The sequence below is a fragment of the Paeniglutamicibacter sp. genome, from assembly GCF_046714615.1.
Lineage (GTDB): Bacteria > Actinomycetota > Actinomycetes > Actinomycetales > Micrococcaceae > Paeniglutamicibacter.
This window is the reverse complement of record NZ_JBKKAP010000047.1, coordinates 20181-34858: the sequence shown is the minus strand read 5'-3', so window position 1 is coordinate 34858 and position 14678 is coordinate 20181. Positions and strand designations below refer to the sequence as shown.

The 14678-nt window shown below is 62.5% G+C and carries 14 protein-coding genes, 1 tRNA gene and 1 pseudogene; 5 read left to right on the top strand and 11 right to left on the bottom strand.

The features are described 5' to 3' along the window. Nucleotides 1-105: 105 nt before the first annotated feature. A complete protein-coding gene (locus ACLQ7E_RS05640; protein ID WP_411731587.1) occupies nt 106-1557 on the bottom strand; it encodes an amino acid permease in 1452 nt (483 codons plus the stop codon). Nucleotides 1558-1928: 371 nt separating this feature from the next. Between ACLQ7E_RS05640 and ACLQ7E_RS05635 the strand changes: the two genes are divergently transcribed. From ACLQ7E_RS05635 to ACLQ7E_RS05620, 4 genes are all read left to right on the top strand, one after another. Further along, complete coding sequence (locus ACLQ7E_RS05635; protein ID WP_411731586.1) at nt 1929-2900, top strand: 1,4-dihydroxy-2-naphthoyl-CoA synthase; 972 nt, start codon at nt 1929-1931, stop codon at nt 2898-2900. Between the two features lie 54 nt (nt 2901-2954). Further along, nucleotides 2955-4082: an AMP-binding protein gene (locus ACLQ7E_RS05630; protein WP_411731585.1), complete on the top strand. Its 1128-nt coding sequence runs from the start codon at nt 2955-2957 to the stop codon at nt 4080-4082. Nucleotides 4083-4252: 170 nt separating this feature from the next. Beyond that, entirely contained in the window at nt 4253-5620 is a 1368-nt protein-coding gene (locus ACLQ7E_RS05625) for a short-chain fatty acid transporter (protein ID WP_411731584.1), read from the top strand. A gap of 94 nt (nt 5621-5714) precedes the next feature. Beyond that, nucleotides 5715-6602: a 1,4-dihydroxy-2-naphthoate polyprenyltransferase gene (locus ACLQ7E_RS05620; RefSeq protein ID WP_411731592.1), complete on the top strand. Its 888-nt coding sequence runs from the start codon at nt 5715-5717 to the stop codon at nt 6600-6602. Between the two features lie 309 nt (nt 6603-6911). Here ACLQ7E_RS05620 and ACLQ7E_RS05615 read toward each other — a convergent pair whose 3' ends face one another. Next, nucleotides 6912-7181, bottom strand: a complete 270-nt coding sequence (locus ACLQ7E_RS05615; protein ID WP_411731583.1) for a DUF4229 domain-containing protein — start codon at nt 7179-7181, stop codon at nt 6912-6914. Nucleotides 7182-7254: 73 nt separating this feature from the next. Between ACLQ7E_RS05615 and ACLQ7E_RS05610 the strand changes: the two genes are divergently transcribed. Next, nucleotides 7255-7671, top strand: coding sequence for a PLDc N-terminal domain-containing protein (locus tag ACLQ7E_RS05610; RefSeq protein ID WP_411731582.1), 417 nt, complete (start codon nt 7255-7257; stop codon nt 7669-7671). Between the two features lie 69 nt (nt 7672-7740). Here the strand turns inward: ACLQ7E_RS05610 and ACLQ7E_RS05605 are convergent. The 9 genes and pseudogenes from ACLQ7E_RS05605 to ACLQ7E_RS05565 all read right to left on the bottom strand — a co-directional run bounded on the left by ACLQ7E_RS05605 (nt 7741) and on the right by ACLQ7E_RS05565 (nt 14664). After that, nucleotides 7741-8551, bottom strand: a pseudogene (locus tag ACLQ7E_RS05605) (RtcB family protein). Continuing rightward, a complete protein-coding gene (locus tag ACLQ7E_RS05600) occupies nt 8542-8751 on the bottom strand; it encodes an RtcB family protein (RefSeq protein ID WP_411731581.1) in 210 nt (69 codons plus the stop codon). Before ACLQ7E_RS05600 ends, ACLQ7E_RS05605 begins: the two are co-directional and overlap by 10 nt. Continuing rightward, nucleotides 8752-8907 (bottom strand): hypothetical protein, encoded by a 156-nt coding sequence (locus tag ACLQ7E_RS05595; RefSeq protein ID WP_411731580.1) that lies wholly within the window; start codon nt 8905-8907, stop codon nt 8752-8754. It abuts the gene before it with no gap. 585 nt (nt 8908-9492) lie between these two features. Then, nucleotides 9493-9566, bottom strand: a tRNA-Met gene (locus ACLQ7E_RS05590). Nucleotides 9567-9923: 357 nt separating this feature from the next. Beyond that, nucleotides 9924-10952 carry a c-type cytochrome biogenesis protein CcsB gene (gene ccsB / locus ACLQ7E_RS05585; RefSeq protein WP_411731579.1) on the bottom strand — a complete coding sequence of 343 codons (1029 nt, stop codon included), beginning with the start codon at nt 10950-10952 and terminating at the stop codon, nt 9924-9926. 8 nt (nt 10953-10960) lie between these two features. After that, nucleotides 10961-12580 carry a cytochrome c biogenesis protein ResB gene (locus tag ACLQ7E_RS05580; RefSeq protein WP_411731578.1) on the bottom strand — a complete coding sequence of 540 codons (1620 nt, stop codon included), beginning with the start codon at nt 12578-12580 and terminating at the stop codon, nt 10961-10963. Beyond that, nucleotides 12580-13371: a cytochrome c biogenesis CcdA family protein gene (locus ACLQ7E_RS05575; RefSeq protein WP_411731591.1), complete on the bottom strand. Its 792-nt coding sequence runs from the start codon at nt 13369-13371 to the stop codon at nt 12580-12582. The genes ACLQ7E_RS05580 and ACLQ7E_RS05575 overlap by 1 nt, the downstream gene beginning before the upstream one ends. Beyond that, complete coding sequence (locus ACLQ7E_RS05570; protein WP_411731577.1) at nt 13371-13997, bottom strand: TlpA family protein disulfide reductase; 627 nt, start codon at nt 13995-13997, stop codon at nt 13371-13373. Before ACLQ7E_RS05570 ends, ACLQ7E_RS05575 begins: the two co-directional genes overlap by 1 nt. Before the next feature lie 4 nt (nt 13998-14001). Then, a complete protein-coding gene (locus ACLQ7E_RS05565; RefSeq protein ID WP_411731576.1) occupies nt 14002-14664 on the bottom strand; it encodes a histidine phosphatase family protein in 663 nt (220 codons plus the stop codon). Nucleotides 14665-14678 lie beyond the last annotated feature (14 nt).

Here is a 14678-nt window from a genome sequence, read left to right as displayed (position 1 = left end):
CCCGCCGCGGCTGGCGGGGGGGGGGGGGGGGGCCCCCCCCCGCCCCCCCCCCCCCCCCCCCCCCCCCACCACTTTGTTGTCCGCGAGGCCCGGTGTGGCCGGGGGTTAGGAGTACAGCTCGCTCTTGGCCGTGTTGTGCTTGGCCTTCTGCCAACCGATCCAGAGACCGACAGCGATCAGCGGGATGCAGGCAATGGTGTACAGGCCGAGGGGGAAGACCACTCCGTCCGGGCCGGTAAGAGTGTCAAAGCCGATCAGCACCGTGATGATTGCCAGGGCAATCAGGCCGGCCCAGCTCGTGTAGGGCGAACCCGGCATCGGCAGGGAGGAGACCTTGCCGCGCTTTTTGCGCAGCATGAGCTGGCAGGCGAAGATCGAGGCCCAGGTGAACAGGACACCGATCGAGGCGGTGTTCAGCGCCAGGTCGAAGGCGTAGGTTCCGCCGAGCCAGACGTTGAGGATGATGCCCACGAAATACACCCCGCCGATGGCCAGGATGCCGGCGTAGGGGACGTAGCGCTTGTTCATCTTGGTCAGCCATTGCGGGGCGTGGCCGTTGTTGGCCATGGCGCGGAAGATGCGGCCAATGGAGTACAGACCCGAGTTGCAGGAGCTCAGCGCGGCGGTGATGACCACGAAGTTCATGACGCCGCCGATCCAGCCCCAGCCCAGCTGGTCAAAGACGGTGACGAACGGGCTTTCCCCGGCCTTGTACTGGTTCCACGGCACGATCATGGCCAGCAGTGTCACCGAACCGACGTAGAAGACCACGATGCGCACGACGACGGCGCGGATGGCAGCGGGGACTTCCCTGGCAGGGTCCTCCATTTCGCCGGCGGTGATGCCGACCAGCTCAATGGCGTTGTAGGCGAAGATGACGGCATTGAGGACCAGGATGGTGATCATGAATCCGCGCGGGAACATGCCACCCTCGCCGGCGAACAGGTTGGACACCGAGGCGTGTCCGTCGCCTACCTGGGCGTTGGTCACGACCAGGTAGGTGCCGATGCACAGGAAGAGCACGATGGCAGCGACCTTCAGGAACGATGCCCAGAACTCAAACTCGGCAAAGGCCTTGGCGCTAAAGAGGTTCACGGCAATCAGCAGGCCCAGTGCGCAAAGCGCGGCGGCTTCCACCGGGACGCCCGGGAAGAAGTAGGTGAAGTACAGGCCGATGGCGATGAGCTCGGCGATGCCGGTCATGGCCCAGTTCAGCACGTACATCCAACCCGAGAGGAAGGCTCCCTTGGCTCCGAAGAGCTCACCGGCGTAGGAAACGAAGGAACCAGAGGACTGGCGATACATGATGAGTTCGCCCAGCGCGCGCATCAGGAAGTACGCAATCAACCCGGCAATGGCGTAGGAAAAGATCAAGGCGGGTCCGGTCGAGGCCAAGCGGCCGCCGGCCCCCATGAACAGGCCCACGCCGATGGCGCCACCCATGGCGATCATCTGGACGTGCCGGCGGGTGAGGGTCTTCTTGTAGCCCTCGGACGTCAGCTGCTCGTCTTTGGTGGAGACGTGCTGCTGGTGGTCTCGGACGTTGTGCGGTTCCAACGTGTAGCTCCTTTGGTGACTCAATCAACCCGCCTCGGTAAAACGGGGAGGACACCCGGCTAGACCCGTTTCAGGGTGCCCGATCAAACATCGGGTGGGGGTGCAAGCCGCAAACTTACCGCACTTTGCCACCCAATATGAAGTTGATCTATGAGCCGAAACCCAACCTCAAGCTGTGATGCACACCACCTCGCTTGACGCAAGTGCACTAGTGAGGTGGTGGTTTGATGCAGATCACATGCTGGGCCAAAGCGCCACTATTAATTGTTGAACAGTTCGCCTCACCCCGCGGGCCCGAGGCGTGGCAAGGGCGGGGTGAACCGGCAACCGGCGCCGCTTTCGTCCCCATGGCTCCCGAACCGATAGCATTCATGATTGTGAGCACCCATGATTCCACCGAACAATTGCCAGCCAAGGTTTCCGACATCTTTGATCCCGTGCAGTGGCGCACGGTCGAGGGCTTCGACCTCGAGGACATGACCTACCACCGCCAGGTCGAACGCGACTCCGCCGGCAACATCGTCCGCGACCTGCCGACCGTGCGCATCGCCTTCAACCGGCCCGAGGTCCGCAACGCGTTCCGCCCCGGCACCGTGGATGAGCTCTACCGCATCATGGACCACGCGCGCATGAGCGCCGACGTGGCAACGGTGCTGCTGACAGGCAACGGACCCTCCCCCAAGGACGGCGGGCATTCATTCTGTTCCGGCGGGGACCAGCGCATCCGCGGCCGCGACGGCTACCGCTACGCCGAGGGCGAGAACGCCGACTCGATCGACCCCGCCCGCGCCGGACGCCTGCACATCCTTGAGGTCCAGCGCCTGATGCGCACCATGCCCAAGGTCGTCATCGCCGTGGTCAACGGCTGGGCCGCCGGCGGCGGGCACTCGCTGCACGTGGTCTCGGACCTCACCATCGCCTCCCGCGAGCACGGCAAGTTCAAGCAGACCGACGCCACCGTCGGCTCCTTCGACGCCGGCTACGGCTCGGCGCTGCTGGCCCGCCAAGTGGGCCAGAAGACGGCCCGCCAGATTTTCTTCCTCGCCCGCGAATACTCGGCCGAGGACATGGTGCGCATGGGCGCCGTCAACGAGGCCGTTGACCACGCCCGTCTCGAGGAAGTCGCCCTGGAATATGCGGCAGACATTGCCAAGCAATCCCCGCAGGCCATCCGCATGCTCAAATTCGCCTTCAACCTGGCCGACGACGGTCTGGCCGGCCAGCAGGTCTTCGCCGGCGAGGCCACCCGCATGGCCTACATGACCGACGAGGCCGTCGAGGGCCGTGACGCCTTCCTGCAGAAGCGCGACCCCGACTGGTCGGGCCACCCGTACTACTTCTAGGAAGCACTCGCTCCGGAAAACCGTCCCCTCTCCGGCAAAGGCAGTGAAGACCCCATGAACCCAGACGCCGCACTCTCCGCCCTGTCCGCCTCGCTCCACGAGGAAGGTCCGGCGGTGGAAATCCTGCCCGGCACCACGGGCAACGACTACCTTGCGAACGAAGTGCCGGGCTCGGAGTTGGTCGGCATGGAGGGCATCGCAGCGGTGGTGCGCACCTCGGGTTCCACCGGGACCCCCAAGCGCACCGCGTTGTCCGTCGATGCCCTGGCCTCCTCCTCCATGGCCACGGCCGAGTACCTGGGCTTCGAGGGACAGTGGCTGCTTCCGCTGCCCATCCACTTCGTGGCGGGCCTGGCCGTGCTGACGCGCAGCCTGTACGCGGGCACCCGGCCCTGGGCCATGGACCTGGAGCAGAGCTTCTCCTCCCGGGGGTTCAACGAGGCGGCCTCGGCCCTGACCGACCGCAGGCGCCTGGTCTCCATGGTTCCCACCCAGCTGCAACGCCTGCTGACGGATCCGGACGCACAAACCATTGCCACGCTGCAGCGCTTTGACGCGATCCTGCTCGGCGGGGCCCGTGCCCCGCAGGCTGTCCTGGAAGAGGCCTCCAAGCACTCGCTGAAGCTCCACCTCACCTACGGCTCCAGCGAGACCGCCGGCGGGTGCGTCTATGACGCCAAGGCCCTGCCCGGGGTGCAGGTCAAGGTCGTCGACGGGCGGATCATGTTGGGCGGGCCAACCATCGCCTCGGGCTACCTCAGGGATGCAGAACTGACCGCCAAGCACTTCACCGTCGACGGGTCCGGAGTGCGCTGGTATGCCACCGACGACCTGGGAAGCTACACGGACGGAGTGCTCTCGGTGACCGGCCGCGCGGACGACGTGATCATCACCGGCGGGGTGAAGGTCTCCGCGGCCCAGGTCCAGCGCATCGTCGAGGCACTGCCCGGCGTATCGGCAGCAGCGGTGGTTCCGGTGACGGATGCGCAGTGGGGCCAGCAAATCGGTGCCGCCTATGTCGGAAGCGCCGGCCCGGAATCCCTGGCCGCCGCGGTGCGTGAATCGCTTGGTGCCGCCGCGGTGCCCCGCCGCATGCAAAGGCTCGAAGCGTTGCCGCTGCTGCCCAACGGCAAGATCGACAGGATGTTGCTCGCCTCCCTGCTGGCCGAAGCCTCCGACTGACCGACCGGTTGTGGCGCGCGGCCCCGCGCCTGAACGCACGACACGCCCCCGGCCCCGGCGACTGGCTGCCAGGAAGCCAGCGATCCTGACGTAGCGTGGGAAACATCACTGGTCATCGTGCATTTTCTGGCCAGACCCCCTGTCGGATCTGCACAAAGAGGTGTTAGTCCATGAGCAAAACCGCCACACCGCAAGGTGGAACAGCGATCTCACGGGCCATGCGGCCCATCAACAACCTTGTCGAACGATTCATCCCCTCGGCCCTGGTCTTCGCCATTGCCCTGACCTTCATCGTCGCCATCCTCGCGCTGTTAATCACCGGGTCCAGCCCGATGCTCATCGTGCAAAGCTGGGGCGACGGGCTGGCCGGGCTGCTGGCCTTCATCACCCAAATGGCCCTGGTGCTGATGCTCGGATTCATCCTTGCCAACACCCGGCCAGTGCGAAAGCTCCTGCGATTCCTGGGGCGCATCCCCAAGACCCCGCTACAGGGCTACGTGTTCGTGTTCCTCGTGGCTGCCGTGGCCTCCCTGATCACGTGGGGCCTGGGACTTGTGGTCGGCGGCCTGCTGGCCAGGGAAGTCGCCGCCCAGGGACGCGAACGCGGCATCCGCTTCCACTTCCCGATGCTCGTGGCCGCGGGATTCGCCGGGTTCGTGGTCTGGCACATGGGCTACTCCGGCTCCGGGCCTCTGACCGCCGCCACCCCCGACTCGTTCATCGCCAAGCAACTCGGCGGCCCGCTCTCGATTTCCGAGACCACCTTCTCCTCATGGAACATGATCGCCACGGTGGCCACCATCATCCTGGTCGCCTTCTCCCTGTATCTGGTGGCTCCACGCGGGAACGACAAGATCGTGGAACTGGTCCAGGACGCCCGTGAGGAACTTGTGGCCGTTGACGACGAGGTCACGACCCCCGCCGACCGACTGGATGCGAGCCGGCTGCCGACGCTGCTGCTGGGTGTGATGTTGCTGGCCTACCTGGCCATCCACTTCTCCACCGGCGGCACCCTGACCCTGGATATCGTGAACTGGTCCTTCCTGGCCCTGATCCTGCTGTTGGTGCGCAGCCCCTTCGAGCTGATGGCACTCACCAAGCACGCGGCATCGAATGTCGGTGAGATCCTGTTGCAGTTCCCGCTTTACGCCGGCATCCTGGGCATCATGACCGGCACCGGCCTGATCCAGGTGCTCTCGGACGTGTTCGTTTCGATCTCCACGCCGCAGACCTTCGGCGTGCTGGCGTTCCTGTCGGCCGGACTGGTGAACTTCTTCGTTCCCTCCGGCGGCGGGCAGTTTGCCGTGCAGGCGCCCATCATGCTCACGGCGGCCGCGGAACTGGGAGTGGACCCTTCCATCCCGATCATGGCCGTTGCCTATGGCGACCAGTGGACCAACATGATCCAGCCCTTCTGGGCGCTGCCGCTGCTGGCCATCGCCGGTCTGAAGATGCGCGACATCCTGGGCTACACCACGATTGTGCTGATCGCCTCCGGGATCGTTTTCGCCGCTACCTTGCTGATCGTCTCGCTCTAGCGGCACCGACTGTCGCCGGTGGAATTTCTCCCCTGTCAACGGGCGGGAGAGAATAGGGGCTGCAGGTTTTTTGGAAGCAGCGAGAGGATTGATGGTGGCTACGATTGCCCAATGGGTTGCGGGCGCACGCTTGCGGACCCTTCCCATTGTGATTGCCCCGGTGATTATTGGCACGGCGGCCGCCGTGGACATCACCGGAAAACTAGCCTGGCCGGAAGCCCTCCTCGCCCTGGTGGTCGGACTGCTGCTCCAGATAGGGGTCAACTATTCCAATGACTACTCCGACGGGATCCGTGGCACTGACGATGTCCGTGTCGGCCCACTGCGCCTGACCGGATCGGGCCTGGCCAAACCTGCCACGGTCCGCAACGCGGCCTTCGCCTGTTTCGGGTTCGCAGGCATCGTGGGAGCGTTCCTGGTCGTGTACACCGCATCCTGGCCGCTGCTGCTGGTCGGCGTCGCGGCAATCTTCGCGGCATGGGGGTACACCGGCGGCAAGAACCCCTATGGCTATCGGGGGCTGGGCGAGGTATTCGTCTTCATCTTCTTCGGCCTCGTTGCCACCCTGGGGACCACATACACCCAGGCACACCAGCTCACGCTTCCGGCCTATATTGGGGCCGTGGGGACCGGGCTCATCGCCACCGCGTTGTTGATGGCCAACAACATCCGCGACATCCCCACCGACAAGGAAGTCGGCAAAATGACCTTGGCCGTGCGGCTTGGAGATCCTGCCGCACGCATCAGCTACGTCATGATGCTGACACTGGCCATCTTGTTGCCTCTGGTCATGGTGTCCACGCACCTCTGGATGTGGCTCATCCTGCTCACCGTGCCGCTGGGCGTGGCACCAAGCTGGACCGTGTTGCGCAGGCACGAACCGGGCGCCCTGATCCCGGTGCTCAAGCAGACGGGCATCATCAATCTTGCCTACGCCGCGCTTTTCACGGTGGCCATCGTGATGGAGCTGGCCCTGGCATAGGTCGCCCGTCCCGCGACCAGCGCTTCACTACAATTTTCATGAGCAGGAGCCCGGCCACTTCAATGGCCGGGCTCCTGCTCTTTGGTCCTCAGGGGCGCGCCCTTCGTGCACCGTCCACCAACAACCGGCGCGCGATGCGGCCCGGCAACACCGGCACGTGCTTGCGTGGCCGCTCGGCTGCCCGAGCCATGCCCAACCGCATGTCAGGCTGCGCGAGGCATGCGATTGACATTTAAACGTCAGTGGGGCTGCCGTTCGCACCTCAATCGGATGCAACCGGCAACCCCGCAAGGGCACGAATGCTAAAAGTTACTTTTCGCCGTCCAGGAACCGGTCTTCGGCTGCCTCGTCGTCCAAGTCGTGTTTGGACTTCTTGGGCCCTTTGGAGTTGAACATTTTCTGCACGTCGGCGTTGGCCGCCAAGCGCATCTTGTTCATGAAAAGGTAGCTCAGCGCAAACGCGATCACCAATGCGATCAGGCCCGCCGTGAAAATGGGCCAGCGCAGGAGATATACGAGTGGTAGGAATACTACGAAGAAAAGGGCCAACCGGATCACGGTGTACTTGAAGAACTGCACCCATACAGTCTAGACGCAGCCAGAACACAGATAAATTCACTAGACTGTCTATATGGTCAGGAACTTTATTTTTATGGCATTGGTTGCACTCGCAGTAACCATCTATGCCTTGATCGAATGCGTGCGTACGCGTCCGAGCGACGTCCGTTCGCTGCCCAAGACTGGCTGGGTGGCCGCAATCGTCTTGCTTCCACTGATCGGGGCCGGGCTATGGTTCTGGTTGGGTCGGCCCAAGGAAATTTCCGACGCGGGACCGGCACAGACACGCCGGGGCGCAACCGGGGCCCCGGACGACGATCCGGAATTCCTTCGCGATCTGGAAAGGCAGCGTCGCAGCAAGGCCCGTGAGAATGAGTTGCGCCGCAAGGAAGCCGAAATAGAAGCCCGGGAACGCAAATTGCGCGAAGAAGGCAAACCTGGCGACGAAAAAGGCAAGCCCAGTGACGACGGCGGCAACCCCACGGAAGACACCCCGCGGCATACACCGTAGGAAAGAGCACATCGGCAATACCCAATGGTTGGGTGGCCCACGAAGTCCGTGGGCCACCCAACCATTTTCTTAATCTCCCTTGACGTTGATGATCTGGCGCAGCTTATGCCGCACACGCACCAAACCGGCGGCATCTTCCATGACCTGGTCAAAGGGCTTGTAGGCACCGGGGATCTCGTCTACGAAGGCATCGGTATCGCGATACTCGATCCCGGCCATCGCTTCACGCAATTGTTCGAGGCTGAAGGTCTTGCGCGCAGCCGGGCGCGAGTACTCGCGCCCGGCACCATGCGGTGAGGAATCCAAGGCGACCGCATTGCCCTTGCCCACGACCACGTACGAAGCTGTGCCCATCGACCCCGGAATCAATCCCTGGTCACCTTCGCGGGCTCGAATGGCACCCTTCCGGGAGAGCCACACCGACTTGCCGAAGTGGGTGTGGCTCTCCCGTGAAATTGTGGTGGCAGTTGATCCGTTCCAGTTCCTGAACCTCTCCCCCGACCCATTCGCCGAACTGGCGAATGACCCGGTCCACCATTTCCTCGCGGTTGAGCAGCGCAAAATGCTGTGCCCACCCCAATTCCCGGATGCAGGCATCAAACTCCTCGGTTCCCTCGACCAAGTACGCAAGATCCGGGTCCGGAAGCTCGATCCCATATTTCTTGGCCACCTGCTGGGCCACCTTGATGTGCTTGGAAGCGATCCTGTTGCCAATCCCCCGGGAACCGGAGTGGAGGAAAAGCCACATGTCGTCATCCTCATCCAGGGAAATCTCAATGAAGTGGTTTCCGGATCCGAGGGATCCGAGCTGGAGTTCCCAGTTCCCCGCGTAGCTTCCCGGATCGAAGCCGGCTTCGGCCGCTCGTGCCTTCAATTCCACGACCCTGGGAACCGCCGTGGCCACCACCTTGCGGTTGTACCTGCCGGCCGAGAGGGGAATCGCATGTTCGAGTCCTCACGCAGCGGCTTGCGGTCGGCGGGGAGCTGGCGTGCGGTGTACTGGGTTTTCACTGCGATCATGCCGCACCCGATGTCCACGCCAACGGCGGCAGGAATGATGGCCCCGAGAGTGGGGATCACCTAGCCGACAGTCGCTCCCTTGCCAAGATGCGCATCGGGCATCAAGGCAAGGTGAGGGAAGACAAACAGCATCTTCGAGGCGGTGATTGCCTGCTCCCGGGTCTTGGCGTCCAAGATGGACGCCCAGTTCTTGAGCCGGCCATTGATGGTCTCCACGTTCTCCCTTTCTGATTATCTTTTCCCGGCCGTGCGGAATCAGGGCCAGGTCGAAAAATTCGGGGAAACGATCGGATCAATGCAAGAAACCCCGAACCGGTGTGCGGTCGCGGGGTTAAGTGTCCTGCTAACGTGCAGGATTCTACAAACGGGGCAACCGAGTGACTTGTTCATGCTTATGCTGGCCGGCGAGAACGCGCAGGGAAAGAATACTCGGCTTGATCATTTTCAGATTCGGCATGGTTCCCTTCCCTTCGCTCCGGAGCGGTTCCCTCGGGGCGGGATCGTCGATGTGCCGATCACCGACGATGATCAACAATGGCCGAGCGTACCCGCGGTCAATGAATTTCGGCAAGGAATAGTCTTCCTGCCATTTCAGGCGACCCGGCAAGGGTAGCGACGGGCGTGGCGTCTTCGACACGGACTTGGACGATGCCGGACAGCGGGGTTGGCACCCCAGCTCTAGCTCGTGGGCCTCTACTGCTAGCCGGCCGGCGATACCCGAAACCAGGCCCCCCGTTTCCGGTCGGTTCGTTAATGCAAACAGCCTTTGTTCCTGTAACAGGAACAAAGGCTGTTTCTTTGTGGCGGGGACAGGATTTGAACCTGTGACCTCCGGGTTATGAGCCCGGCGAGCTACCGAACTGCTCCACCCCGCGTCGGTAGATACAACAATAACAGTGGAATGCCCAGGGACCAAATCGAGCCGTCAACTAGTCGAACTTCCCGAGAATTGCCGCATACTCAGGCCACATTGGGTTACATTGCACCCATTTCATTGCCCAAACGCCGCAGAATGCAAAATATCTGGCAGTGAGGTCAGTCACGCTTCCGGCGCGGAATTCGCCTCGGGATGTCTCCCCCAGACAAGTCCCACACGGGAGTCGCAAAACACCGCCGGTACAGTCCGTCGTTGGGCAAGGCGCCCACGGGGCGGCTAGAGGTCGCGTTAACGCACCGGTGGCCCCGCCACCCGTCACTCGGGGTACGAGGCCACCAGACATCATGCGTCGGCCTTAGAGACCCGCGTACGAGTGCAGACCGTTGAAGTAGATGTTCACGATGGTGAAGTTGAAGACGATGCAGAGGTAGCCGATGATGCTCAGCCATGCCGAGCGGGCACCGGTCCAGCCGCCCGTTGCACGGGCGTGCAGGTAGCCTGCGTAGACAACCCAGATGACGAAGCTCCAGACTTCCTTGGTGTCCCAGCCCCAGTAGCGGCCCCACGCGGCCTCGGCCCAGATGGCACCGGCCATGACGGTGAACGTCCACATCACGAATGCCACGGCGTTGATGCGGTACGCAAAGTTTTCCAGGGCAGCTGCACCCGGGACCAGGCGCATGAATGGCATCTTGTCCGCCTTGCCGGCGGCCAGCGCATCGATCCTGGCATGCTGGACCAGTTGGAGCACGTTCATGGCGAACGTGATGGTGAACAAGGACGAGGCCAGCACGGCAATGGAAACGTGGATGATCAGCCAGTAGCTCTGCAGCGCGGGCACCAGGTGCGCAACCGGCGTCGGGAAGCCCATGGTGGCACCGCACAGCATCACGGTGACCAGGCCGATGACGAAGGTGCCCATGAAGCGCAGGTCCTTCTTCAGCAGCACGAGCGAGAACACGAGGGCCACCAGGAACGAGCCAGTGGACAGGAACTCGTACATGTTGCCCCATGGCACCCGGCCGGCAGCAATACCGCGGGAAGCCACGGCAAAGCCCTGCATGAGCACGCCCAGCCAGGTCAGCGAGACAGCAATCTTCGCTGCCATGCGCTTCGAGGAGGCGGCGGTGTAGTCCATGGAGTCATTGACCAGTTCGCTCCCCGAACCGCCCGCCGGCGGGGAATCGATTGCCCCGGACGCAACCAGGACCTTCTGCTCCGTTGCGAGTGTGGCTGCGTCGATCTCTCGGATGAGCTTGCTGGACTTTGCAAGGTCCCACGCGAAGGCGACGAAGGCCGAGGCGTAGACAATTGCGGCCAGCAACATGAACAGGTCACTGTACTGTCCCAAGGCCACGTTGATCGTGGGCATGTCGTTTTCCATAGGGTCTCCTAGACTCCGGCTCGCTCAACGGCGGGCCACTGCTGCTCAAGAAGCTTACGCAACTCCTTGGCTTCGGATTCAAGGCGGTGGTCTTCACCACGGGCCAGCAATCCGTATTCGATTATCCGCTCTTCACGGCCCAAGCCGTCAACAGAGTTCTTGATTTTCACCCAGGCTCGGCGCCGCGGGGTAAAGAGCGAGATGGCCAGTCCCAACAGGGCAAGGGCCGCAAAGATTGCCACGGGGCGCTTGCTCGGGTCGTAGGCGATGTCCACGCCAATGAAGCGCTTGAGACCGTCAAAGGAAATGCTGCCCTTGCCGTCGGGCAGCTCGTACGTCTGCCCGGCCCCCAGCACGATGCCTCCCGCGTCGAGGCTCCTGTTGTTTAGTTCCTTGAGCTCATCGGTCTCCAGCACATAGACGTTTTGCGGCTTGCCGTCGTCCAGGCCCAGGTTCCCGAAGTACGAGTTCAGCTGCAACTGCGGGTTGATCGCATTCGGGTCGCCGGAAATGGCGAACCCGGTTTCATCGGTCATGGCCGTGGGCAGCAGGAATCCCTGGAATCCCAGTTGTTCCGGCTTCGCGTCCGGAACCTTGATGACCATCAACGAGGTGTACATGCCATCCTGAGGCACCGAGACCACCGGGCCGCTAAAGGCGATGTCTCCGTCGCCGTCACGAACGGTGACCACCGGTGCGTATCCGTTGCCGACCAGGTACATGTCCGCACCATCGATGCGCAATGGATGGTTGACCCGAAGCTTTTCCTTTTCGGGCTCGGCGTCCGGACTGCGGCGCGTCTCGACCTCGGCAGTGAAGTCGATCGGTTGGCCGAAGTGCGTGGTGGATTCCCGGTCAAAGGTGATGTTGAACTTTTCGAGCTTGACCGAGTAGGGGTCCAGCGAGTCTTCCTGGAACAAGGTGCCGGGCTTGAAGGAGTCGTAGGAAACCAGCGAGTTCACGAAGGTCTCCCCCTCCACGAGGACCCGCTGGCCGTTGTACCCGAAGGCACCGCCGACCCCCACCGAGGCCAAGAGGCCAACCAGTGAAATGTGGAACAGGAGGTTGCCGATTTCGCGGGTGTATCCGCGTTCTGCGCCCACCGAAGGGCTGGTGCCGTCGGGTCGGGCTTCGGAGCGGTAGCCGCGCTTCTTCAAGAGCGTGGCCACGTCCTGGACGACTTGTTCGTCACTGACGCCCGATTCTCCGGCAGTCTGGATCCTGATGGTGCCGTTTTCCGGCAAGCGGTTCAGTCGGGACGGTGTCCGGGGCGGCGGTGTCCGCAACGCCTGGGCGTGCTTCTTGACGCGCGGCAGGATGCACCCGATCAGGGAGATGAAAAGCAACAGGTATATCGCCGAGAACCACACCGAGGAATACACGTCGAAGAGCTGGAAGCGATCGAGCCATTCGCCGGTGGTCGGCTTGTTGGTCAGGTAGGTTGTCACCTGCTCCGGGTTGATCGAGCGCTGGGGAAAGAGCGAACCTGGTACTGCCGCCACGGCAAGGAGCAGCAGCAGGAAGAGTGCCGTACGCATGCTGGTGAGCTGGGTCCAGGCCCAGCGCACCATGCCCATGAACCCGAGGGCCGGGACGGCTACGTCTTTTTTAGAATCTTTTTGTGCCATTAGATGGGCAACCTGACTTCATTGGTGAACCAATCCTGCAATTGCGTAACCCAGGTACCCCACAGGCCGGTGGCCATCAGGATTCCCAGAAGAATCAACATGCCGCCTCCGAAGCGCATGATCGCCAGCTGGTGCCGACGGAAGAACTTCATGGCCCCCATGCCGCGGCGGATCGCCATGGCAATGAAAAGGAACGGCAGCCCCAGGCCCATGCAGTAGAAGAACGTCAGCAGGGCTCCCTTGGCGATGTTGGCGTCCGGGCCGCTGCTCATGATCAGCACCGCACCAAGCGTTGGGCCGATGCAGGGAGCCCAACCCAACCCAAAGGTCAGGCCCAGCACCGGCGCGCCCCAGAGACCTGCCGGGGGCTTGCGATGGATCTTGGCCTCGCGTTGCATGAAGGAGAAGCCTCCCATGAACACCACGCCCATGAAGATCACCACGAGACCAAGTAGCTGGGTAACCCATGAGCCCCTGTAGATCATCCAACCGGCGATCTGTGAAAAGACCACCCCGGCCAAGACGAAGACCAACGTGAAACCCAGGATGAACAGGCCGATGCCTGCAACCATCCGGCCGCGCTTTTGATCGGCGAGGTCGGCACCGGACAGGCCCGTGACGTATCCCAAATAGCCCGGTACCAAGGGCAACACGCATGGAGAAAGGAAGGAGACGAGGCCCGCCAGGATGGCAACGGGAACCGCGAGAATCAGCGAACCATCTTGGACAATCTCGGCAAACTGATTACCTTGGGCCGGTAGCGTCAAGGCGCCGGCAAGCACGGAGTCGATCACAACGACTCGGTGAGTGCCGTATTGATCAGGGCCTTGAGCGTGGGCTTGTCGGCAACGCCGAGAATGCGAGCCGAGACCCGCCCCTGTTTGTCGAGCACCAAGGTGGTGGGTACGGCCTTGAGCGGAACATACTTTGTCATGGCGAGTTGAATCGTGCCCTGGGTGTCCTGCACTGATGGGTACTTGATTCCGAAGGTGCGCTCGAAGGCCTCTGCCGCTTCCTTCTCGTCACGCACGTTGATGCCGATGAATTCGGCCTTGCCCTTGAACTCGTTGTTGAGTTCGACCATGTGCGGGGCTTCGATGCGGCAAGGGGCACATGCCGCGTACCAAAAGTTCAGGACCGTGGCCTGCCCTGCCCAGGTGGCCGAATCAATCGTGGTTCCGTCATAGGCCACCGCGTTGATCTCGACCGGGGCCGTGCGCGAGGCAGGACCGTATTCCTCCACCGAGCCGTCGCCGGCAATGTAATTCTTGTTGTTGCCTTCTCGAGCCTGCCTGGCCAGAGGGTCTTCATCCCCCACACACGCAGCAAGGGGCAACACGGCGGCGCCAAGTACTGCGGCACGCAAGAATGAACGTCGTCCCAAGCGCTGCGCTTGGGACGAGATGGGATCGATCATGATCTCAAGCTCCAGGGATGTTCGCAGCGTTGACCAAGAGGTCCACGCTAGGTTCTGCATAACGGACTGCGACCAGACTTTCACCTTCAAAGTCCAGGCTAGTCACGGAGGTGAGAGTGCACTCGCGTTTCCGCGGGTCGTGCCACAGGGCCCTGCCCTCGGCGGAGCGGCGCGTCACCCAGATGGGCAGCTGATGGCTGACCAAAATGGCTTGTGCCCCTCGGCCGCCAAGTTCCACCGCGCGATCGCGGTGTTCAACAATGGCGGTCATCATTCGTTCCACCTGGTCCCGGTAGGGTTCCCCCCAGGATGGACGAAATGGATTGACGACATAGGACCAGTATTTTGGTTCCTTCAGTCGGTTCTTGATCTGGGAAAGTCCCTCGAAACGGTTTGCGGCCTCGATGATTCGATCATCGGTCACGATTTCCAGGCCCAACGCCGCTGAGGTGGGCTTTGCCGTTTCCTGCGCCCGAACGAGCGGGGATGACACCAGGTGGGTGATATTTGCACCCGCGTCTCGCTGCGCGGTGAAGTACTCCGCGGCCCGCTCGGCCATTTGGTTGCCAAGATCGGAAAGATGGAATTCCGGTAGCCGACCGTAGAGGACCCTGTCCGGGTTATACACTTCGCCGTGACGTAGCAGGTGAACGGTGGCAGTCGACATGGGTTAAGTGTCTC